The organism is Neisseria montereyensis (assembly GCF_024834045.1).
Lineage (GTDB): Bacteria > Pseudomonadota > Gammaproteobacteria > Burkholderiales > Neisseriaceae > Neisseria > Neisseria montereyensis.
This window is the reverse complement of sequence record NZ_JANUXW010000006.1, coordinates 1-20,085: the sequence shown is the minus strand read 5'-3', so window position 1 is coordinate 20,085 and position 20,085 is coordinate 1. Positions and strand designations below refer to the sequence as shown.

Here is a 20,085-nt window from a genome sequence, read left to right as displayed (position 1 = left end):
AAGGCAAATATTATGTGCCAGTTGCTCGGCATGAACTGCAATACCCCTACTGATATTGTGTTTTCTTTTGAAGGATTCCGCCGTCGCGGTGGTCTAACCGACCATCATGCCGACGGTTTCGGTATTGGTTTTTTTGAAGGTCGCGGTGTGCGCCTGTTTCATGATGATAAACCCAGCGCACATTCGCCGGTTGCCGATTTAATCCGTGCGTATCAAATCAAATCTGAAAATGTGATTGCCCATATCCGCAAAGCCACACAAGGGCAAACTTCGTTGGCCAATACCCATCCGTTTATGCGTGAAATGTGGGGGGAATATTGGTTGTTTGCCCATAATGGGCATTTGAAAAACTTTTTCCCTGAAATCGGGCAATATTACCATGCCGTCGGTAATACCGATTCTGAGCGGGCTTTTTGCTATATGCTCGAACAATTGCGTACCCGTTTTCCGGAGCGCCCCGATGCGGATACTTTGTTTGAAGCGGTTAAAGAGCTGACCAAAGAAATACGCGCATACGGTTTGTTTAACTTTATGATGTCAAACGGTGATTATCTGTTTGCCCACGCTAGCACGCTGCTGCATTATATTGTTCGCAAAGCGCCTTTTGGCGAAGCGCATTTGTTGGATGACGATGTCAGTATCGACTTTGCCGCGGTTACTACGCCGAACGATAAAGTGGCGGTGATTGCCACTTTGCCGCTAACGGCTAATGAGCAGTGGTCTCAGTTGGCCGTAGATGAGTTGGTGATGTTTTATCAGGGCGATATTGTGCGCCGAGACCGGCCGGAGCCACCTGTTTATATGGGCACGGAAGAAGGCTTGGAAATTGCCCGTGCGGTAGGCGTGAGCGTTTAAGTTTGCTGGGTTTTCAAGTTAAAACTGGCCGTCTGAATGATTCAGACGGCCAGTTTTTATGAATATACGCAGCAGTTTTATTTCACCAGTTTCAAACCTTTTTTAGGTTTCGTGCCACCGTTTTCGGGAGGGGTATCGTCTTTGTTTTCAGACGGCTTCTCTTTGGCACTATCGGTAGTTTCTTTTTCGACTAAGTGCAGTGGCTCGACACCTTGTTTTTCACTTTCGGTTTGATAGGGTTCCACTTCAAACCCCATGCCTTCGCCACTTTCCCGTGCAAAAATACTGATCACATGACCAATCGGAATCCAAATATCATGCGCAACACCGGAGAAACGGGCGGAAAAATTGATCCATTCGTTATCAATGGTTAAATTGTGGCTTGCCGTTGCGCCGATATTCAATACGATTTCATTTTCACGCACATATTGCATAGGCACACGGGTGTGCTCGTTTACCCAAACGGCAATATGCGGGGTTTGGTTGTTATCCATACACCATTCATACAGTGCACGAATCAGATAAGGTTTGGTGCTGGTCACGGTTATGTTTCCTTTGAGTCTTAACGGCGCATGGCTTTTTCGGCGGGTGTCAGTGCTTCGATGAAGGCTTCGCGTTGGAAAATACGTTCCGCATATTTCAGAATCGGGGCGGCGGATTTCCCCAGTTTGATGTCGTAATGGTCTAAGCGCCATAATAGGGGCGACAAGGCAACATCAATCATAGAAAATTCGTCACCCATAATAAATTTAGTTTTTGAGAAAGCAGGGGCAAGCATGGTTAACCCGTTGGCAATGGCTTCACGCGCTTTGGCCTGTTCTTTGGTGGTGGCATCGGCAGATTCAAGCAGCTGAACATGAGTGAACAATTCTTTTTCCATACGGAACAATACCAAACGGCCACGACCGCGCATAACGGGGTCGCCGGGCATTAATTGCGGGTGGGGAAAGCGTTCGTCGATATATTCGTTGATAATATTGGACTCATGGAGGATTAAGTCGCGTTCAACCAAAACAGGCACTTGGTTGTAAGGATTCATTATGGCCAGATCTTCGGGTTTATTGAAAATATCCACATCTTTGATTTCAAAATCCATACCTTTTTCAAACAGCACAAACCGGCAACGTTGGCTGAAAGGGCAGGTAATGCCCGAATAAAGTGTCATCATAATTTTTTATACTCCTGCGGTAGTGTCCGTCTGTGTTCAGACGGCCTGCTTCATTAGTGTGAAAATAGATAAAATTATAGCCTATTTTGTACTATTAAGCCAAGAAAATGAATTTAATATTTTGTTTTTAAATAAAAATTTATGATTTAAAACTTTTGGAAAATATTTTGTTTAATTGAAAAAACAGTGGTTAATTTGTGTTAGTGTTAATAACCAAGTGTTACATCCTGTCGGCAAATTATTATAAAAATTAGCGTACATTTAAAAAAAAGCAAGTTATAACGCCCTACATTGGAAACCAGTACAATACGAAGTTAAATTATGCTCAAAAAAACAAAACCTTATATGACATACCCATCAAGTGATGCTTACCGGTTTATGCGGTTGAAGACCGCGGCCACATATCTTTTATTGGGTCTGATGTCGGGCGGTTTAGCCGCCTGTGGCGCGGCGTCGGACAATAATGGTACGCTATCTTCCGCTTCTTCTGTTCAATCAAATAAATCAAGCACTTACGCTCATAAAGAAAGCGGATTGATGTTGGATACCGCCCGTCATTTTTATTCGGTTAATGTAATTAAAAATTTTATTGATACTTTGGCCGCATCGGGCGGTAGTTTTTTACATTTGCATTTTTCCGATCATGAAAATTATGCTTTGGAAAGTGATTTACTCGGACAGAAAGCAGAAAATGCCACTCGTAGGAAAGACGGTGTGTATATCAATCCGCAAACGGGTAAGCCGTTTTTAAGTTATCGGCAGTTGAAGGAGCTTGCCCGTTATGCGCAGTCTAAAAATATCGAATTGATTCCTGAAGTTGGCAGCCCCAACCATATGGATGGTATTTTTCAGCTTATGACAAATAAATATGGGCAAGGTTATGTGGATTCATTGAAATCCGCTCAGGTTGATGATGAAATCGATATCAATAAACCTGAAAGTATTGAGTTTATGAAAAAACTGATGGCCGAAGTTGCCGATGTATTTGGCAGCCAGAGCAAGCATTTTCATATGGGGGGTGATGAATTCGGATACAGTGAAGAAAATAATCAGGAATTTATCGACTATATAAATAAATTGGCAGCGTATTTAGAGCAGAAAGGATTAACGCCGCGGATGTGGAACGACGGGTTAATTACCAAAACGGTGGATGGCCTGGATCATAATATTCAGATTACTTATTGGAGTTATGACGGGGACACTGAAAATCGAGCCGCTGCGGCAAGAAGACGTCAAATGCGTGCCAGTATGCCGGATCTGATAAATAAAGGGTTTACTGTTTTAAACTATAACTCATATTATCTCTACTTAGTGCCTAAAGAGGGTGATAATTTTGGCCATCAAGCTGATTTTGCCGGAAAAGATATTGAAAAGCGTTGGAATCTGGGCGTATGGGATGGCGAAAATTTAAATAATGCCGTTCGGAATACCGATAATATTTTGGGCGCGGCGTTGGCTATATGGGGGGAGGATGCAGGCAGATTAAGCGATAAGTCGATTCAAGAACATTCTTCAGGCACATTAAAAGCTGTGATTCGTAAAATCCGTGCCGATGATCAGGCTGTCGAACAATAGTATATTTACTTTTATCTCACATAAAAGTTTTGTATCAAGTCGCTATCCTCTATCAGGTGGCGGCTTTTGTTTATTTGAGCCCGATATAACTATTACTGTTATGACTAAATCATAACAAATTAGCTAAGCATCATCCGGCCTTATAGAAAATTTTTATCCCTATGCTAGTTTGTAAAGCAAATGTAAATTATGTTAATCGGGTTTTTATAATTTATTAAGAAATAGTAACTGTTGCAATTAGAATACAAAAAACAGGCTGAAAAATAAATTTTTATAAAAAATAATATTAAATAAATATTTATATTTAAAACAAGTATATATAAAAAATATTTATGAAATATAATTATTGATATGTCATTTTTAAAATAATTTTAGCAAAAACAAGAAAATATTTTTGTAGGTGTATGGCATTTTTTTATGATGAACAGTTGTTAAGATATGTTGGGAATTGATAATATATCCCCCGTGGCAAAGAGAACCACATTTAACCTTTACTAAAAAACAAACACAAGGATTACGGAAATGTCTACTTACAATAAAATCGGTTTGGCAGTTTTTTTAGCATTTGGTCTGGCTGCGTGTGGCGGCGGCGGTGGAGGAAGCCCTTCTACTGCGGCTACACCTACCGCTACTCAGTCGTCTAATGCTGCTTTCCGCGATGCCACACCGACTGCCGGTGCACAAGCTGCCAGTCTTGACAACGCATCTGCCGGTTCCGCTTATAATGCGGCCGCATACACCATTAATTTGGATGGTAAATCTTATAAAGTATCTGATTTGGCTTCTGATAAAGTGACTGACATTGTTAATCAGGAAGGCAATGAAACTGTTCGTGCATACCGCCAACAATTCTCTATTATTGCCGGTCGCTTTAGCTCAGAAAAAATTGGTGGTGAAAACCTTAAAGACGACCCAGAGATGACAACGGAAGTTGCGGAAATGAAGAATCCGATGGCGGTCGGATTGGTTAATGGCGAAGTTACCAAAACAGTGCCGACATCAGGCAAATATGCCTACAATGGTGCTGCATTTAGTGAAAGCGAAACCGGTAAACTGACTTACAATGTCGACTTTGATAAGAGAGTCGGTAGCGGTTCGGTAACAGGCTTGGCTTCATCAGGTAAAATTGATTTGTTAGAAGCAAGTATTAAAAATACATCTTTTGTGAATGAGGATGATACGCTTGTAACTACTCAAGGTATTGAAGGCCACTCAAATTCTGAAAAACTGGGTCAAGGTGATTACAGAGTTCACTTCTTTGGTCAAAATGCCGAAGAAATCGGTGGTGCCGTTATACAAAAAAATGGTGCAATCGGTATTGCCGGCAAACGTTAAACTGATATCGAGTTACTTTTTAGCAATGGGTTAATAAAGCCGTCTGAATAAATTCAGACGGCTTTATTTTATTGAATAAATAATATTGGAGGCCGTCTGAAACAACAGCTAACGGTTATTATTTGGTTTGGATAAAGGTTATTCGTCCGGTAACAGCCTGTTCAATATAATGGCCAGAATAGCGCAAAGCCCGACACCTGCAAAACTGATACTGCCGAATTTAATCACCATACCGCCTACGCCGGTGGTTAATACAGAGCTGACAATCACTAAATTTTTAGGTTTCATTAAATCCACATGCGCATCAATTAAGGTTTTTAAGCCCAGTGATGCAATGGTGCCGAATAGTAGAATCATAATACCGCCCATAACGGGCAAGGGGATAGAGGCCAGAAAAGCATTGAATTTGCCGAAGAAAGCCATACAAATAGCAAAAATAGCCGCCCAAGTCATGATTTTAGGGTTGCTGTTTTTGGTAATCATCACCGCACCGGTTACTTCGCCGTAAGTGGTTACCGGCGGACCACCGATTAAACCGGCAACGCACACACCTAAGCCGTCGCCTGCAAGTGTTTTATGTAAGCCCGGATCTTTAACGTAATTGTTTCCGGTAACTTTACCAATAGCCATGACGCCGCCGATATGTTCAATCGCCGGGGCAATGGCCACGGGTAGCATAAAGAGCGCAGCTTGCCAGTTTATTTGCGGCGTCACAAAATCCGGTTTGGCAAACCAAGGTGCATTAATAATCGGTGTGGTATCGACCAATCCCATAAATAAGGCGGCAATATAGCCGGCTACCACCCCGATTAGAATCGGAACCAGTTTCATCATTTTACTGCCGAACACGGCAACAATGACGGTTACAGCAAAGGTAAAGCCCGAAAGGATTAATGATTGGGTGTAGTCCACGGCCTGCTTGCCACCTGCTTGACCCATAGCCATTTGGCTGGCAACCATGGCAACCGATAAGCCGATAACCATAATGACCGGGCCGATGACAACGGGCGGAAGTAAGCGGTTCACTGTCGCCAAGCCGCGCCACTTTACCAATCCGGCAAAAACAAAATACATAAAACCGGCAGCAAATAAGGCAAACATGGTAGAGGGTAGTCCCCATTCGCTAATCGAATAAATAATCGGTGCGATAAAAGCAAATGACGAACCGAGAAATACCGGTACTTTGAAGCGGGTGACAACTTGAAACAGCAGCGTGCCGATACCTGCCCCCAATAAAGCCATAGAAGGGTTTAGCCCCGTGAGAAGCGGTACCAAAACCATAGCACCGAATGCGACGAATAAAATTTGTGCGCCTGAAATGGCAAGTTTGAGTTGCTGCATGTTAAATTCCGTAACTTTTTGGGGTTTGGATGTGGCGGATTATAACGCTGCCGTTATGTTTTGTATGTAGCGTCGGTTTGTTCGTAATATAAACGTAAACGGATTTTTTACGGTTATTTTGATGGTTGGACGATAAGATATAAAAATTAATTACAATTAAACACGAAAGCTATATAATTTCAATTCATCAAATTATTAATGTTTCAGACGGCCTGATGAATATCATTTTAGGCCGTCTGAAACATTTTCCAACTATTTGAATCAGTCGGAAAATTGAGACGAAACCATATGAATTTAAACCGTAAAATTATTGCTATCGACGGGCCAAGCGCATCGGGAAAAGGAACAGTGGCATCTCGTGTTGCTGCGGCACTGGGATTCGATTATTTGGACTCCGGCGCATTGTATCGTTTGGCCGCTCTTTATGCGCAGCAACAAGGTGTTAGTTGGGAAGATGAAGATGCAGTCGCCCGATTGGCTGAAAACCTGCCGGTTGTGTTTGAAACGGATGCAATACGGTTGGATGGTCAGGATGTTTCCAATATTATCCGTAGTGAAGAAATCGGTATGGGTGCTTCGGCGGTAGCACGTTTTCCGAAAGTTCGGGCGGCTTTATTGCAGCGTCAACGTCATTTCTTAACAGATAAAGGCTTGGTGGGTGATGGCCGTGATATGGGGTCGGTGGTTTTTCCTGAAGCAGGGTTAAAGGTTTTTTTAACCGCATCTGCCCGCATTCGTGCCGAGCGTAGAGCTGCGCAAATCGGGATTTCTACCGAAGGTGTAGCGTTTGAGCGTATTCTTTCCGATATTGAAACCCGTGATGAAGCAGACCGTCGCCGGACGGTTGCCCCGTTGAAACAATTACCAGATGCATATTTACTAGATACGTCGGATTTAAACATCGAACAAGCTGTAAAAAAAGTGCTTGATTGGTATGCACAAATCTAACGATACTGTTATAATTAAACCATATTTTCAGACTGCCTTTTATTTAAGGAAGGCCGTCTGAAAATTTTTGTATGATTGTTTGCCGCGCCAAGGGCGGCAAACTGTTTTTAAAACCAACCCCGCACGCCTTGGCAGTGTATTGAAAAGAGTTACTATATGACTATGGAAAATTTTGCCCAGCTTTTGGAAGAAAGCTTTACCCTTCAAGAGATGAATCCCGGTGAGGTGATTACCGCTGAAGTAGTGGCAATCGATAATAACTTTGTTACCGTGAATGCCGGTTTGAAATCAGAGTCTCTGATTGATGTAAACGAGTTCAAAAATGCTCAGGGTGAGATTGAAGTAAAAGTCGGTGATTTTGTTACCGTCACCATCGAATCCGTTGAAAACGGTTTCGGTGAAACCAAATTATCCCGTGAAAAAGCCAAACGTGCTGCCGATTGGATCGCTTTGGAAGAAGCTATGGAAAACGGCGACATCCTGTCTGGTGTTATCAATGGCAAAGTAAAAGGCGGCCTGACTGTTATGATCAACAGCATCCGTGCATTCTTGCCGGGTTCTTTGGTTGATGTGCGTCCTGTTAAAGATACTTCTCACTTTGAAGGTAAAGAAGTTGAATTCAAAGTGATTAAACTGGATAAAAAACGCAATAACGTTGTGGTATCACGCCGTGCCGTTCTCGAAGTGACTTTGGGCGAAGAGCGCAAAGCATTGTTGGAAAACCTGCAAGAAGGTGCCGTGGTTAAAGGTATCGTTAAAAACATTACCGATTACGGTGCGTTCGTTGACTTGGGCGGTATCGATGGCTTGCTGCACATCACCGATTTGGCATGGCGCCGTGTGAAACATCCGAGCGAAGTGTTGGAAGTCGGCCAAGAAGTTGAAGCCAAAGTATTGAAATTCGACCAAGAAAAACAACGTGTTTCATTGGGTATGAAACAATTGGGCGAAGATCCTTGGACTGGTTTGACCCGTCGTTATCCGCAAGGCACCCGTATATTCGGTAAAGTATCTAACCTGACCGATTACGGTGCATTCGTTGAAATCGAACAAGGTATCGAAGGTTTGGTACACGTTTCCGAAATGGACTGGACCAACAAAAACGTACATCCGAGCAAAGTCGTTCAATTGGGTGACGAAGTAGAAGTGATGATTTTGGAAATCGACGAAGACCGTCGCCGTATCAGCTTGGGCATGAAACAATGTCAGCCCAATCCTTGGGAAGAGTTTGCCGCCAACCACAATAAAGGCGATAAAATCTCAGGCGCAGTTAAATCCATTACCGATTTCGGTGTGTTCGTGGGCCTGCCCGGCGGCATCGACGGTTTGGTTCACTTGTCTGATCTTTCTTGGACGGAAGCCGGTGAAGAAGCCGTACGCAAATACAAAAAAGGTGAAGAAGTTGAAGCCGTTGTATTGGCCATTGATGTTGAAAAAGAGCGCATCTCTTTGGGCATCAAACAGTTGGAAGGCGATCCGTTCGGTAACTTCATCAGCGTAAACGATAAAGGTTCTTTGGTTAAAGGTACTGCTAAATCAGTAGATGCCAAAGGCGCGGTTATTGCGTTGTCCGACGATGTAGAAGCTTACCTGCCTGCTGCCGAGTGGTCTAGTGAGCGCGTTGAAGATTTGCGTAACGTATTAAAAGAAGGCGACGAAGTAGAAGCGGTTGTGGCAACGGTTGACCGTAAAAACCGCAGCATCAAATTGTCTGTTAAAGCCAAAGATGCGAAAGACAGCCGTGAAGCGTTGAATAATGTGAATGCTTCATCAACTGCCAGCGCAGGTACGACCAGCTTGGGCGACTTGTTGAAAGCCAAACTGTCCGGTGATCAGGAATAAGGTGTCAATATGACCAAGTCTGAGTTAATGGTACGTTTAGCAGAGGTTTTTGCTGAAAAGAACGGTACGCAGTTGATGGCAAAAGATGTCGAATACAGTGTAAAAGTTTTGGTAGACACCATGACCCGTTCGCTTGCAAAAGGCCAACGCATTGAAATCCGAGGTTTTGGTAGTTTTGACTTGAACCGTCGTCCGGCTCGTGTCGGTCGTAATCCTAAAACCGGTGACCGTGTGGAAGTTCCCGAGAAGTTTGTTCCACATTTTAAACCCGGTAAAGAATTGCGTGAGCGCGTAGACCAAGCTATGGAAAACCAATAAGGGTTTATTCAAACCAAACGCCGCAGGAATGCGGCGTTTTTTTATTGGTGGCGAAGTAAGGCGATAGCGTTGTTTTAATAAAGTTGACGTATAATGGTTTTTCTTAACAATGTAGCGTGAAGCATGCTGCCCCGATAATAATATATTGAATAGGATTGAAATATGAGTGAGAGAACATTAAACCATTCTCGTTGGAAAGCTCGGCTTAAGGCTATGGGCCCCGGTGTGATGATGGCGTCTGCCGCCATTGGTGGTTCGCATATTATTGCTTCTACCCAAGCTGGGGCATTGTATGGTTGGCAATTGGCCTTGATTATTGTTTTTGCAAACTTGTTTAAATATCCTTTTTTTCGTTTTGGTCCGCAATATACGTTGTCGACAGGCAAAAGCTTACTCGAGGGCTATGCGGAAAAAAGCCGTGTCTATTTATGGGTTTTCTTCATACTGAGTTTGTTTGCGACGATTATTAATACAGCGGCAGTCAGTATGTTGTGTGCTGTTATTTTGAGTTTTGTATTGCCTGGCGAGTGGTCGGTAAACGGGCTTTCCGTAGCGGTACTGGTTTCTGCCGTATTGATGTTATTGGCCGGCCCGTATCGCACTGTGGATGGCATATCAAAAATTATTATGATAAGCCTAACGGTAACCACGGTGGCTGCGGTTGTGGTTGCCGCTATGCAGGGATCGCAGGTACAGGCTGACTTTATTGAGCCCAGCCCGTGGAATTTGGGTGCATTGGCTTTTATTGTGGCGCTAATGGGCTGGATGCCGGCACCGATTGAAATTTCAGCGATTAATTCGATGTGGGTGGCGGCCAAACGTAAGATTGATCATGTTAGCTATGAAGACGGATTGTTTGATTTTAATGTCGGCTATATCGGAACCGCATTATTGGCATTGGTCTTTTTGGCTTTGGGCGCATTGGTGCAATATGGTACCGGGGAAGAAGTGAAAATGGCCGGTGGCGCTTATATTGGTCAATTGGTGAATATGTATGCTTCTACAATCGGTGAGTGGTCGCGTTGGCTGGTCACATTTATTGCTTTTGCCTGTATGTATGGCACGACGATTACCGTTATGGATGGTTATTCCCGTGTGAATATGGAATCTTTGCGTTTGGTGGTTAAAGGTGAACGCAATAATAACCGTATTTTAAGTATATGGATTATTTATGCCGCTGTAACGGCTCTGAGTGTTATTTTGTTTTTTAAAGGTGCAGTAATGCCGATGCTTAAATTCGCGATGATTACCTCTTTTGTAAGTACACCTATATTCGCTTGGTTGAATTTGAGTTTGGTACGAAGCGACCGCCATGAATCAAAACCATGGTTAATGATATTGGCTTGGGTAGGCTTGTGTTATTTAAGTGGGTTTACAATATTATTTCTTCTGCATCAAAGTGGCGTGTTGGGTTAAATAGGCAAAAATACTAAATATATAAAAGGCTGTTTGAAATGTTTCAGACGGCCTTTTATTGTTCGACACGGGTGGTGAATAAAAGAATGATTATTTGACGATGTATGATTTTAAATGTAGTTGGTTGTTCGGATTTTTTGAATAGAGTTGACGTATAATAACTTTTCTTAATTGTATAGTGAAAAACATACTGATCTTTATTGATTAATGGAATGGAAATATGAGTGAGAAAACAGTAGGCGGTTCACGTTGGAAAGATCGGCTTAAGGCGATGGGGCCTGGAATTATGATGGCCTCGGCAGCCGTAGGCGGTTCACATCTCGTGGCATCCACACAAGCTGGAGCGCTTTATGGTTGGCAGTTGGCTTTAATTGTTGTATTGGCAAATGTGTTTAAATATCCTTTTTTTCGTTTTGGCCCGCAATATACTTTATCGACCGGTAAAAGTTTATTAGAGGGCTATGCGGAAAAAAGCCGTATTTATTTGTGGATTTTTTTCCTATTGAATGTATTTGCAACGATTATTAATGCGGCTGCTGTCAGTATGTTATGTGCGGTCATTTTGAGCTTTGTGTTGCCTGGCGAGTGGTCGGTCAATATGCTCTCGGTAATCGTATTAATGTCCGGTGTGTTGATGTTGCTTGTCGGCCCGTACCGTACGGTAGACGGTATGTCGAAAATCATTATGGTGAGTCTGACGATTACAACGGTAGCAGCGGTTATTGTTGCGGCGATGCAGGGTTCGCAGATGCAGGCCGACTTTATTGAACCCAGTCCGTGGAATTTGGGGGCATTGGCATTTATTGTGGCATTGATGGGGTGGATGCCGGCACCCATTGAAATATCAACCGTTAATTCGATGTGGGTGGCGGCAAAGGCTAAACTCGAACCTGTTAAATATGAAGACGGATTGTTTGATTTTAATGTCGGCTATATCGGAACGGCATTATTGGCGTTAGTCTTTCTGGCCTTGGGAGCGTTGGTGCAATATGGCTCAGGGGAAGAGGTGAAAATGGCCGGAGGTGCTTATATCGGGCAATTGGTGAATATGTATGCTTCGACTATTGGTGAGTGGTCGCGTTGGTTGGTAACATTTGTTGCTTTTGCTTGTATGTACGGTACGACGATTACTGTGTTAGATGGTTATTCCCGTGCGAATATGGAAGCGTTCCGTTTGATTGTTAAAGGCGAGCGTAATACCAACCGTATCTTGGGAATATGGATTACTTTTGCGGCGATTGCTGCGTTGTGCATTATTTTATTTTTCCAAGGTGCAGTGATGCCGATGCTTAAGTTTGCCATGATTGCTTCTTTTGTGAGTACACCTGTATTTGCTTGGTTAAATTTAACTTTGGTACGGAATAGCAATTATGGATTGAAACGATGGCTAATGGTGTTGGGTTGGTTAGGGTTGATCTATTTAAGCGGGTTTACTTTATTATTCCTCGCGAATCAAAGCGGCATGCTCGGTTGAGTTGGAATAATACTAAATTAATCTCATGGTTTATACCTTTAGAGGCCGTCTGAAATGTTTCAGACGGCCTCTAAAGGTATGTAAAAGAAAAATTAAATATATAGGATGGTGTTGATTATATGGCGTGAGTACACCCTGAAATCATACCTTTCAGTATTTGCGGTTCCAGTATTTTAATATGTTTATGGTCTACCTTAATCAGCCCTTCGTGATGGAATTTTGATAAGGTTCGGCTAACCGTTTCTAATTTCAACCCCAAATAACTACCGATTTCTTCACGAGACATACGCAAGATGAAGTCATTAGCAGCAAATCCCCGCGAATGAAGGCGGGTGGATAAGTTTAATAAAAATGCCGCCAACCGCTCTTCCGCGCGCATATTGCCTAATAATAGCATTACACCTTGATCGCGTACGATTTCACGGCTCATTAGTCGGAAAAAATGGGTTTGTAGGCTGGGGATGGTTTTCCCCAACTCTTCCATATTGGCAAACGGTAGTTCGCATACTTCACCGTCTTCTAATGCTATGGCATCACAACTATGGGTATGGGTACAGATGCCATCCATACCGATGAGTTCGCCCGACATAAAAAAGCCGGTAACCTGATCACGTCCGTCTTGGCTGGCAATAGTAGTTTTAAAAAAACCGGTGCGGATAGCAAATAAAGAAGAAAAAGGTTCTCCGGCGCGGAAAAGACATTCACCTTTTTTTAAGCGGCGGCTCTGACGGATAACAGCATCCAATTGGGCAAATTCAGATGGCATTAGGCCGGAAGGCAGACACAGTTCGCGTAAAGAACAGGTAGAACATAATGTTTTCATCTGATTGTTTATGGTGCGAGAGGGCATATTAAAACCTTTTAAATAAATAACTGAGCAACTTTATTTCGCCCTTACGGATTATATTTTGACCCGCATCAAAGCATATTTGCCATACTATTGTTATTTTATCAAAATACGGCTTATCTGCCTATTTATTAATAATAGGGCAACTTTTCTCTATTGCTCAAAGTCTGCCAAAGTAATTAAATCAATGAGTTAAGTTATATATCCGCGAATAGGAATGTGTAAATAGTACGACGCTTAATCATTGTGTATATTCACTAAACTTCCAAATAGAACACAACTACCGATGAATATGAAGACTATTGAAATAATTTCGAATGTTCTTCCTGAGTTTGATAGAAAACTTATCGGGGCATTGCCTGCAACAGGTCCGCGTTATACATCTTATCCGACTGCCGACCGTTTTAGCAGTAGTTTTACAGAGCGGGAATATCTTCAAGCACTTGGTGCGCGCCAGATGGGGGCGTTGAATAAGCCGCTTTCACTTTATATCCATATACCTTTTTGCAATACCATTTGTTATTACTGCGGCTGTAATAAAATTATTACTAAAGATCAGAGTAAGGCAGATAAGTATATTGAATATCTTGAAAAAGAATTGGCATTGCTTGCTCCCTATTTATGCGAGCGACGACCATTGGTGCAGCTCCATTTCGGTGGCGGCACCCCCACTTTCTTAAGTAATGAGCAACTTGGGCGTATTTTTAATATTATCCATCGTTATTTCTATTTACTGCCTGATGGTGAATATTCTATTGAAATTGATCCGCGTAAGGTGACTCGGGAAACCGTGTTTCATTTAGGACGGCTTGGTTTTAATCGAATGAGTGTCGGTATTCAAGACTTTGATTCTAAAGTTCAAAAAGCAGTGAATCGTATTCAAACATTGGAAGAAACCAAAGAGGTAATAGATGCGGCTAGGGAAGTAGGCTTTAAATCAATTAGTGTCGATTTGATTTATGGCTTACCCCATCAATCAAGAGAAAGTATTAAGCCGACTTTGGAAACAGTTCTTTCTTTGAATCCGGATCGGTTGGCGCTTTATCATTATGCTCATCTGCCGCATATTTTTAAACCGCAACGCCGTATTGATACGGATAGCGTGCCCGACAGTGAAGAAAAACTGGATATGCTTCAATATGCCGTACAAACTTTAACTTCACACGGCTATCTTTTTATTGGCATGGATCATTTTGCCAAGCCTGATGATGAATTGTCTGTTGCGCTCAAAGAAGGTCGGCTACAACGCAATTTTCAAGGTTACTCTACTTATGCCGACTGTGATTTATTGGCACTTGGCGTGTCTTCTATCGGAAAGGTCGGCAATATTTATGTTCAGAATGAGCGGGATATCGAGGCCTATTATGCAGCTATTGATGATGGTAGATTGCCAGTGATGCGCGGTTATTGTTTGAGTAAAGACGACTTATTACGTCGTAATATTATTCAAGATTTAATGTGTCGATTTTCATTAGACTTTCAAATTTATGAGCGTGTTTTCTGCATTCATTTCTCGCAATATTTTCAAACCGAATTAGCTGATTTGCAGCAATTAGCCGAACTGGGTTTGTTGAAGATAAGAAAAAACGGGTTGGATGTTACAGCTAAAGGACGTTTTCTTATCCGCAATATTGCTATGGTTTTTGACTATTATTTGCGGCATAAAGAAACTTCCGCACAATATTCCAGAACGGTTTAGTTTGTTATGCATCCTTGCTAAGGATGGTAGCCTCTTTGATTGATAGGTAAAATATATTTTTTATTTAAAGGCCGTCTGAAAAATTATGCCGTTGCTTACTTATTTTGTTACCGGAACCGATACCGAATCAGGTAAAACATTTTGTACGGCTGCTTTGTTGCGTGCCGCCGCTAATCAGGGGCGGATTAGCATCGGATTTAAACCGGTGGCTTCGGAGGCGGGTGAGGATGGTTTGAATACGGATGTTTTGGCATTGCAAGTTGCTTCATCCGTTCGTTTGGATTACAAGCAACATAATATTTATACTTTTTCGGAGGCAACGGCACCACATTTGGCTGCTGCCGATATGGGCATGATGATTCAGCCGCAAAAATTGAGTGATGGTCTGATTGCACTGAAAAAACAAGGTGATTTTATTTTAACCGAAGGCGCTGGGGGGTGGCTGACTCCGCTCAATCACCAAACTGATTTTTCCGACTGGGTTGCGTTTGAGCGGTTGCCTGTCATTATGGTGGTCGGTATGAAACTGGGTTGTCTCAATCATGCTTTATTAACCGCGCGTGCAGTTGCGCAGGCCGGATTGCCGTTAGCAGGTTGGATTGCCAATTGTTTGAGTGCATACTCACATCGTTTTGAGGATTATTTGGCTGAATTAAAACAGCGTATTCCCGCTCCTTTTCTGGGGGCAATGCCTTATCTTCCCCATGCCGATGCCGATAAGGCATCGGCTTATCTTTCTATTGAGCCGTTATTAAATTTTGATAAACATAGGAAAAAATAATTTTTTGAATCATCTCAAAGTATTGGTAGCTATTTATTAATGTATTCACATTGGGTTGCCGTACCGTTTTCCTGTACTCATTAAGATTGGGTATATTTATTTTTAAATTGATATTATAACTTGCCTAATTAATAGACGGGCGGATAAAATACCAACATATTATTCTTATAATACTTTAGCTTAAATAAATATTCTGAAATCAATATTTTCATTATCTTATTTATAAAGATTTCGCCCGGATGTTTTCAGACGGCCTGTTTAAGCCAGCAGGCCGTCTGAAATATGGGTGTTAGACATAAAATCAAAACGGACGGGATGATGGATACTCCAAATAATAATGCTGATAATACGGTTGAACGCCGCCGATCGTCACATCGCAAACGTAACCTTACATTGGCTACTTTGTTTTTTATTGTGATTGCGTTGGGTTTCGCTATTGCTTATTTTTTAATTTGGCAGCATGAAGAAGAAACCGATGATGCTTATGTGGCCGGTCATTTGGTGCAAATCACACCGCAAGTAGGTGGTACGGTGCGTAAAGTGCTGGTTGATGATACCGACTTGGTGAAAAAAGGTGAAGTTTTGGTGTTGTTGGACGACAGCGACTTCCAATTGGCTTACGACCGTGCACAAAATGAATTGATTCAAGCCATTAGGCAATATAATCAACAATCTGCTGCAGATAGCCGTGCCAAAGCACAAGTTTTGATGCGCAAAGCCGATTTGGCTAAAGCACAATCGGATTTGCGCCGTCGTCAATCTTTAGAAGGAACCGATGCGATTTCTGGTGAAGAATTGAGTCATGCGCGTGCGGCCGTGGTGCAGGCTCAGGCTGCTTTAAGAGCGGTTGAGGCGGAAGAGGTAGCGGCTCAGGCGGCTTTGGGTAAAAATATCCCTTTACGCCAACAACCTGCGGTGCAAACGGCAATTAGCCGTGTTAAAGATGCTTGGCTGAATTTACAGCGTACACAAATCCGCTCGCCAATGATGGGGCAGATTGCCAAGCGCAATGTCCAAGTTGGCCAGCGTATTGCACCGGGTGCTTTGATGATGGCGGTTGTACCTCTGCAGAATTTATGGGTAGATGCTAACTTTAAAGAGGCGCAATTACGCAAGATGCGTATCGGTCAGCCCGTAGAAATGACAGCCGATCTTTATGGCAGCCGAGTGGTTTACAATGGCAAAGTGATGGGATTGTCGGCCGGAACGGGTAGCGCGTTTTCCGTATTGCCGCCGGAAAATGCAACAGGTAACTGGATTAAAGTCGTACAACGTGTTCCGGTGCGCATCAGTTTGGATCAACAGCAATTGAGGGCGAATCCGCTGCGTGTCGGCCTATCTATGCAGGTAACGGTGGATACTTCTGATAGTGCAAGCGGAAAAACCATGGCTGAAGCAGCTGATAAAAATATGGCTGCGGCTGAAGCCGATACGGTAGATTGGTCGGCGGCAGATGCACTTATTGAACAGATTTTTGATAAATATGCAAAATAGCTACTGGTTGAAATCATAAGTATTAGGCCGTCTGAAAAAACAGATTTCAGACGGCCTTTGTTGTCAAATCACTAGGATTTCAACTATATATCATTTATTTAGAATGATGTTTAGACTCTTTATAGGCGGCTTTGCGGCGATCCTGATAATATGACGGATATGTAGCATAAAGGCCGTCTGAAATGAAATGATATCAACCTCAATATCAAGAGAAAGTATAGATTGAAATGGCTCATCCTCCTTTAAAAGGTGTCAATCTGGTATGGGTAACGCTGGCATTGAGTCTGGCGGTATTTATGGAGGTTTTGGATACCACCATTGCCAATGTGGTTGTGCCGGTGATTGCCGGAGATTTGGGTGCGGCAACCACTCAGGGAACTTGGGTGATTACGGCCTTTGCCGTTGCCAATGCGATTTCCGTACCGCTAACCGGGTTTATGGCCAATCGGTTTGGAGAGGTGAGGGTGTTCGTTATTTCGATTGTCGGTTTTGTGATTACCTCTTGGTTGTGCGGTATGGCACCGAATTTAACGGTGTTGGTTTTATTTAGAGTTGTGCAGGGATTTGTTGCAGGACCGTTGATTCCGTTGTCGCAAAGTCTACTGATGGCTTCGTATCCGCCTGAAAAGCGAACTTTGGCGTTGGCGCTTTGGGCAATGACAGTGGTGGTTGCCCCTGTATTGGGGCCGATTTTAGGTGGTTGGATTTCCGATAATTGGCACTGGGGTTGGATTTTCTTTATTAATATTCCAGTCGGCGTGGTGGCTGCAATTGTAACATGGAAGCAATTGAGCAAGCGTGAAACAGAAATTAAGAAAACCCCTATCGACTATACGGGCTTGGTTCTGATGATTATCGGTATCGGCGCTTTGCAAATGATGCTTGATCGCGGTAAAGAACTAGATTGGTTTGCCTCTACTGAAATTATTATATTAGCCGTAGTAGCAGTGGTTTGTTTAACTTATTTTATTATCTGGGAATTGGATGAACAGCATCCCATCGTTGATTTATCTTTGTTTAAAGAACGGAATTTTACAGTCGGTACGATTGCCACTTCTTTAGGCTTTATGCTGTATATGGGCACATTAACCTTGTTGCCATTAGTGTTGCAGACAAATTTGGGCTATACCGCCACTTGGGCCGGATTGGTTGCTGCGCCAATCGGATTTTTCCCTGTTCTGTTGTCACCTATTATCGGACGGTTCGGTCATCGTGTCGATATGCGCTGGTTAGTAACAGCAAGCTTTTTAATTTTTGCCTGCACATTCTATTGGCGCACTGATTTTTATGTTGATATGGGGATATCAAGCGTGATTGGCCCTCAGTTTTGGCAGGGTTTGGGCGTTGCTATGTTTTTCTTGCCATTAACCACCATTACTTTGTCACATATCCCCAATGCACGGCTTGCCGCAGCCGGAAGCCTGTCTAACTTTTTAAGGGTATTTATGGGTGGCGTCGGAGTGTCGATTGTGACTACCTTGTGGGAGAGAAGGGAAGCCTTGCATCATGCAAGATTAACTGAACATATCAATGGATTCTCACCGCAAATGCAAAATGCAGTCCAAACTATGTCACAATCAGGCTTATCACAAGAGCAAGGCTTGGAAAGTATGAGGAGACTTATTACTCAGCAAGGTTTTATTATTGGATCCAATGAGATATTTTTTGCAGGCGGACTGTTGTTTATTGCATTGATTGTTGTGATTTGGTTTGCCAAACCACCATTTGGATCTTCATCCGGAGGTGGGCATTAATGATATAGTTTGGTGGTTGATGATAGGCCGTCTGAAAACTTTTCAGACGGCCTTTGTCGCTTATTTATTCTGCCCGTAATCTAAGTAATAAATCTTTAAAAGCATTGGGATCTTTAATAAATGTCATTTCACCCTCTTGAGGAAAGTGAAAATCCATGAGACGGGAAACCCAAAAGCGTAAGCAGCCAGCCCGTTTTGCAATAGGGTAATAATTATGCTCTTCAGTGCTTAATGGACGGATATTTTCATATCCGTCTAGAAAAGCTTGTTCAAGATTGGCATCAGGTTGATTATCGGCAGTTCTAGCCCAGTCATTTACAGCAATGGCTAAGTCATACATAAAATTACCATTGCAGGCATAATAAAAATCAATAAAACCGGCAACTTCCTCACCATTTAATAAAACATTATCCTTAAAAAGATCCGCATGAATAATGCCTGATGGTAAATTTTCACCATTATGCTCATCAATAAAACGGATTTCACTTTGGAGTAATTCAGCGTCTTCCGTATCTAATACAGGCTGTAATTGAACGGCAGCGTCATGCCACCATCGTGTGTAACGGGGATTATCCATTTTTAATGGGAAATTTTGGCCGGCCAGATGCATTTTGGCCAACATTTCACCGGTATGGAAACACTGTTTTTCAGATGGCCAGCTGGTATTTGAACCTTCCAAGCAAGTCACCAGGCAAGCCGGTTTCCCCGATAAAACCGAGTCAAACTTTCCGTCTTTACGGGCGATGGGGGCAGGGCAGGCAACGCCGTTTTGGCTTAGATGCTGTTTCAGAATTAAGAAGAAAGGCAGTTCATTTTGTTTTAGTGTTTCAAAAATGGTTAAAACAAAACGTCCCGCAGTTGTCGTTAAAAAGTAATTACTATTGGTAATTCCTTGAGCAATCCCTTGAAGCGAAAGAAAATCACCTAAATCATAATCAGTTAGAAACTGGCGCATCTCTTCATCGGAAACACTGGTGTAAACAGACATAACCTAAGCCTTATAAAAAAGAACACCAAATCATATCAAAAAATATACTGATCAGCTGGCTTAATGTATGAAAAAAATAGAGTTGTAATAGCCGAGTGTTGGATAAAGATAAAATAGCGTTTAAAAAAATTCTCAAGATAAACAAAGTAGTGATGATATGTTGGATATTTTTGAGTTATCGGGTATTGACTGGATGTTTTTGAGTCGGTATAGTTCGGTTTCTTCGCTGCCGGGACGGTAGCGGGAACGC

At 42.6% G+C, this 20,085-nt stretch carries 18 protein-coding genes; 12 read left to right on the top strand and 6 right to left on the bottom strand.

The window, feature by feature from the left end; all coding sequences use genetic code 11:
- Positions 1-12 precede the first annotated feature (12 nt).
- Complete coding sequence (locus NXS09_RS07290) at positions 13-855, top strand: class II glutamine amidotransferase (protein WP_259291896.1); 843 nt, start codon at positions 13-15, stop codon at positions 853-855.
- 77 nt (positions 856-932) lie between these two features.
- On the opposite strand, the gene NXS09_RS07285 is transcribed toward NXS09_RS07290, so the two are convergent.
- Entirely contained in the window at positions 933-1,349 is a 417-nt protein-coding gene (locus NXS09_RS07285; RefSeq protein WP_434803015.1) for a stringent starvation protein B, read from the bottom strand.
- Between the two features lie 68 nt (positions 1,350-1,417).
- Positions 1,418-2,023 (bottom strand): glutathione S-transferase N-terminal domain-containing protein, encoded by a 606-nt coding sequence (locus NXS09_RS07280; protein WP_259291894.1) that lies wholly within the window; start codon positions 2,021-2,023, stop codon positions 1,418-1,420.
- A 378-nt stretch (positions 2,024-2,401) separates the two neighbouring features.
- On the opposite strand from NXS09_RS07280, the gene NXS09_RS07275 reads away from it, so the two are divergent.
- Together NXS09_RS07275 and NXS09_RS07270 are read left to right on the top strand one after the other, a co-directional pair.
- Positions 2,402-3,598, top strand: coding sequence for a beta-N-acetylhexosaminidase (locus NXS09_RS07275; protein ID WP_289623084.1), 1,197 nt, complete (start codon positions 2,402-2,404; stop codon positions 3,596-3,598).
- A gap of 522 nt (positions 3,599-4,120) precedes the next feature.
- Positions 4,121-4,933, top strand: coding sequence for a factor H binding family protein (locus NXS09_RS07270; protein WP_259291893.1), 813 nt, complete (start codon positions 4,121-4,123; stop codon positions 4,931-4,933).
- 138 nt (positions 4,934-5,071) lie between these two features.
- Here NXS09_RS07270 and NXS09_RS07265 read toward each other — a convergent pair whose 3' ends face one another.
- Positions 5,072-6,274 (bottom strand): uracil-xanthine permease family protein, encoded by a 1,203-nt coding sequence (locus tag NXS09_RS07265; RefSeq protein ID WP_259291892.1) that lies wholly within the window; start codon positions 6,272-6,274, stop codon positions 5,072-5,074.
- A 288-nt stretch (positions 6,275-6,562) separates the two neighbouring features.
- Here NXS09_RS07265 and cmk point away from each other — a divergent pair, with 288 nt between their 5' ends.
- The 5 genes from cmk to NXS09_RS07240 all read left to right on the top strand — a co-directional run bounded on the left by cmk (position 6,563) and on the right by NXS09_RS07240 (position 12,272).
- Entirely contained in the window at positions 6,563-7,222 is a 660-nt protein-coding gene (gene cmk, locus NXS09_RS07260; protein WP_259291891.1) for a (d)CMP kinase, read from the top strand.
- Positions 7,223-7,378: 156 nt separating this feature from the next.
- A complete protein-coding gene (gene rpsA / locus NXS09_RS07255; protein WP_259291890.1) occupies positions 7,379-9,064 on the top strand; it encodes a 30S ribosomal protein S1 in 1,686 nt (561 codons plus the stop codon).
- Between the two features lie 9 nt (positions 9,065-9,073).
- Positions 9,074-9,382: an integration host factor subunit beta gene (locus NXS09_RS07250; protein WP_259291889.1), complete on the top strand. Its 309-nt coding sequence runs from the start codon at positions 9,074-9,076 to the stop codon at positions 9,380-9,382.
- 162 nt (positions 9,383-9,544) lie between these two features.
- Positions 9,545-10,798: an Nramp family divalent metal transporter gene (locus tag NXS09_RS07245; RefSeq protein ID WP_259291888.1), complete on the top strand. Its 1,254-nt coding sequence runs from the start codon at positions 9,545-9,547 to the stop codon at positions 10,796-10,798.
- A 220-nt stretch (positions 10,799-11,018) separates the two neighbouring features.
- On the top strand, positions 11,019-12,272 hold the full coding sequence (locus tag NXS09_RS07240) for an NRAMP family divalent metal transporter (protein ID WP_259291887.1): 1,254 nt from the start codon (positions 11,019-11,021) through the stop codon (positions 12,270-12,272).
- 115 nt (positions 12,273-12,387) lie between these two features.
- Here the strand turns inward: NXS09_RS07240 and fnr are convergent, their stop codons facing one another.
- Positions 12,388-13,122, bottom strand: coding sequence for a fumarate/nitrate reduction transcriptional regulator Fnr (gene fnr, locus NXS09_RS07235; protein ID WP_259291886.1), 735 nt, complete (start codon positions 13,120-13,122; stop codon positions 12,388-12,390).
- 289 nt (positions 13,123-13,411) lie between these two features.
- Here fnr and hemN point away from each other — a divergent pair, with 289 nt between their 5' ends.
- The 4 genes from hemN (at position 13,412) to NXS09_RS07215 (ending at position 18,847) form a co-directional block, all read left to right on the top strand.
- A complete protein-coding gene (gene hemN, locus NXS09_RS07230) occupies positions 13,412-14,818 on the top strand; it encodes an oxygen-independent coproporphyrinogen III oxidase (RefSeq protein WP_259291885.1) in 1,407 nt (468 codons plus the stop codon).
- Between the two features lie 85 nt (positions 14,819-14,903).
- Entirely contained in the window at positions 14,904-15,599 is a 696-nt protein-coding gene (gene bioD, locus NXS09_RS07225; RefSeq protein WP_259291884.1) for a dethiobiotin synthase, read from the top strand.
- Between the two features lie 318 nt (positions 15,600-15,917).
- A complete protein-coding gene (locus NXS09_RS07220) occupies positions 15,918-17,093 on the top strand; it encodes an HlyD family secretion protein (RefSeq protein WP_259291883.1) in 1,176 nt (391 codons plus the stop codon).
- 227 nt (positions 17,094-17,320) lie between these two features.
- Positions 17,321-18,847, top strand: a complete 1,527-nt coding sequence (locus NXS09_RS07215) for a DHA2 family efflux MFS transporter permease subunit (protein WP_259291882.1) — start codon at positions 17,321-17,323, stop codon at positions 18,845-18,847.
- 64 nt (positions 18,848-18,911) lie between these two features.
- On the opposite strand, the gene thrB is transcribed toward NXS09_RS07215, so the two are convergent.
- Both thrB and NXS09_RS07205 read right to left on the bottom strand, forming a co-directional pair.
- Entirely contained in the window at positions 18,912-19,835 is a 924-nt protein-coding gene (gene thrB / locus NXS09_RS07210; protein ID WP_259291881.1) for a homoserine kinase, read from the bottom strand.
- Between the two features lie 35 nt (positions 19,836-19,870).
- On the bottom strand, positions 19,871-20,085 hold a 215-nt coding region (locus NXS09_RS07205; RefSeq protein ID WP_259291880.1), incomplete at its 5' end, for a hypothetical protein.

Coding starts and splice junctions, on each gene's coding strand:
- NXS09_RS07290 (WP_259291896.1), top strand. CDS start 13: ATGTGCCAGTTGCTCGGCATGAACTGCAATACCCCTACTGATATTGTG.
- NXS09_RS07285 (WP_434803015.1), bottom strand. CDS start 1,349: ATGGATAACAACCAAACCCCGCATATTGCCGTTTGGGTAAACGAGCAC.
- NXS09_RS07280 (WP_259291894.1), bottom strand. CDS start 2,023: ATGATGACACTTTATTCGGGCATTACCTGCCCTTTCAGCCAACGTTGC.
- NXS09_RS07275 (WP_289623084.1), top strand. CDS start 2,402: ATGCGGTTGAAGACCGCGGCCACATATCTTTTATTGGGTCTGATGTCG.
- NXS09_RS07270 (WP_259291893.1), top strand. CDS start 4,121: ATGTCTACTTACAATAAAATCGGTTTGGCAGTTTTTTTAGCATTTGGT.
- NXS09_RS07265 (WP_259291892.1), bottom strand. CDS start 6,274: ATGCAGCAACTCAAACTTGCCATTTCAGGCGCACAAATTTTATTCGTC.
- cmk (WP_259291891.1), top strand. CDS start 6,563: ATGAATTTAAACCGTAAAATTATTGCTATCGACGGGCCAAGCGCATCG.
- rpsA (WP_259291890.1), top strand. CDS start 7,379: ATGACTATGGAAAATTTTGCCCAGCTTTTGGAAGAAAGCTTTACCCTT.
- NXS09_RS07250 (WP_259291889.1), top strand. CDS start 9,074: ATGACCAAGTCTGAGTTAATGGTACGTTTAGCAGAGGTTTTTGCTGAA.
- NXS09_RS07245 (WP_259291888.1), top strand. CDS start 9,545: ATGAGTGAGAGAACATTAAACCATTCTCGTTGGAAAGCTCGGCTTAAG.
- NXS09_RS07240 (WP_259291887.1), top strand. CDS start 11,019: ATGAGTGAGAAAACAGTAGGCGGTTCACGTTGGAAAGATCGGCTTAAG.
- fnr (WP_259291886.1), bottom strand. CDS start 13,122: ATGCCCTCTCGCACCATAAACAATCAGATGAAAACATTATGTTCTACC.
- hemN (WP_259291885.1), top strand. CDS start 13,412: ATGAAGACTATTGAAATAATTTCGAATGTTCTTCCTGAGTTTGATAGA.
- bioD (WP_259291884.1), top strand. CDS start 14,904: ATGCCGTTGCTTACTTATTTTGTTACCGGAACCGATACCGAATCAGGT.
- NXS09_RS07220 (WP_259291883.1), top strand. CDS start 15,918: ATGGATACTCCAAATAATAATGCTGATAATACGGTTGAACGCCGCCGA.
- NXS09_RS07215 (WP_259291882.1), top strand. CDS start 17,321: ATGGCTCATCCTCCTTTAAAAGGTGTCAATCTGGTATGGGTAACGCTG.
- thrB (WP_259291881.1), bottom strand. CDS start 19,835: ATGTCTGTTTACACCAGTGTTTCCGATGAAGAGATGCGCCAGTTTCTA.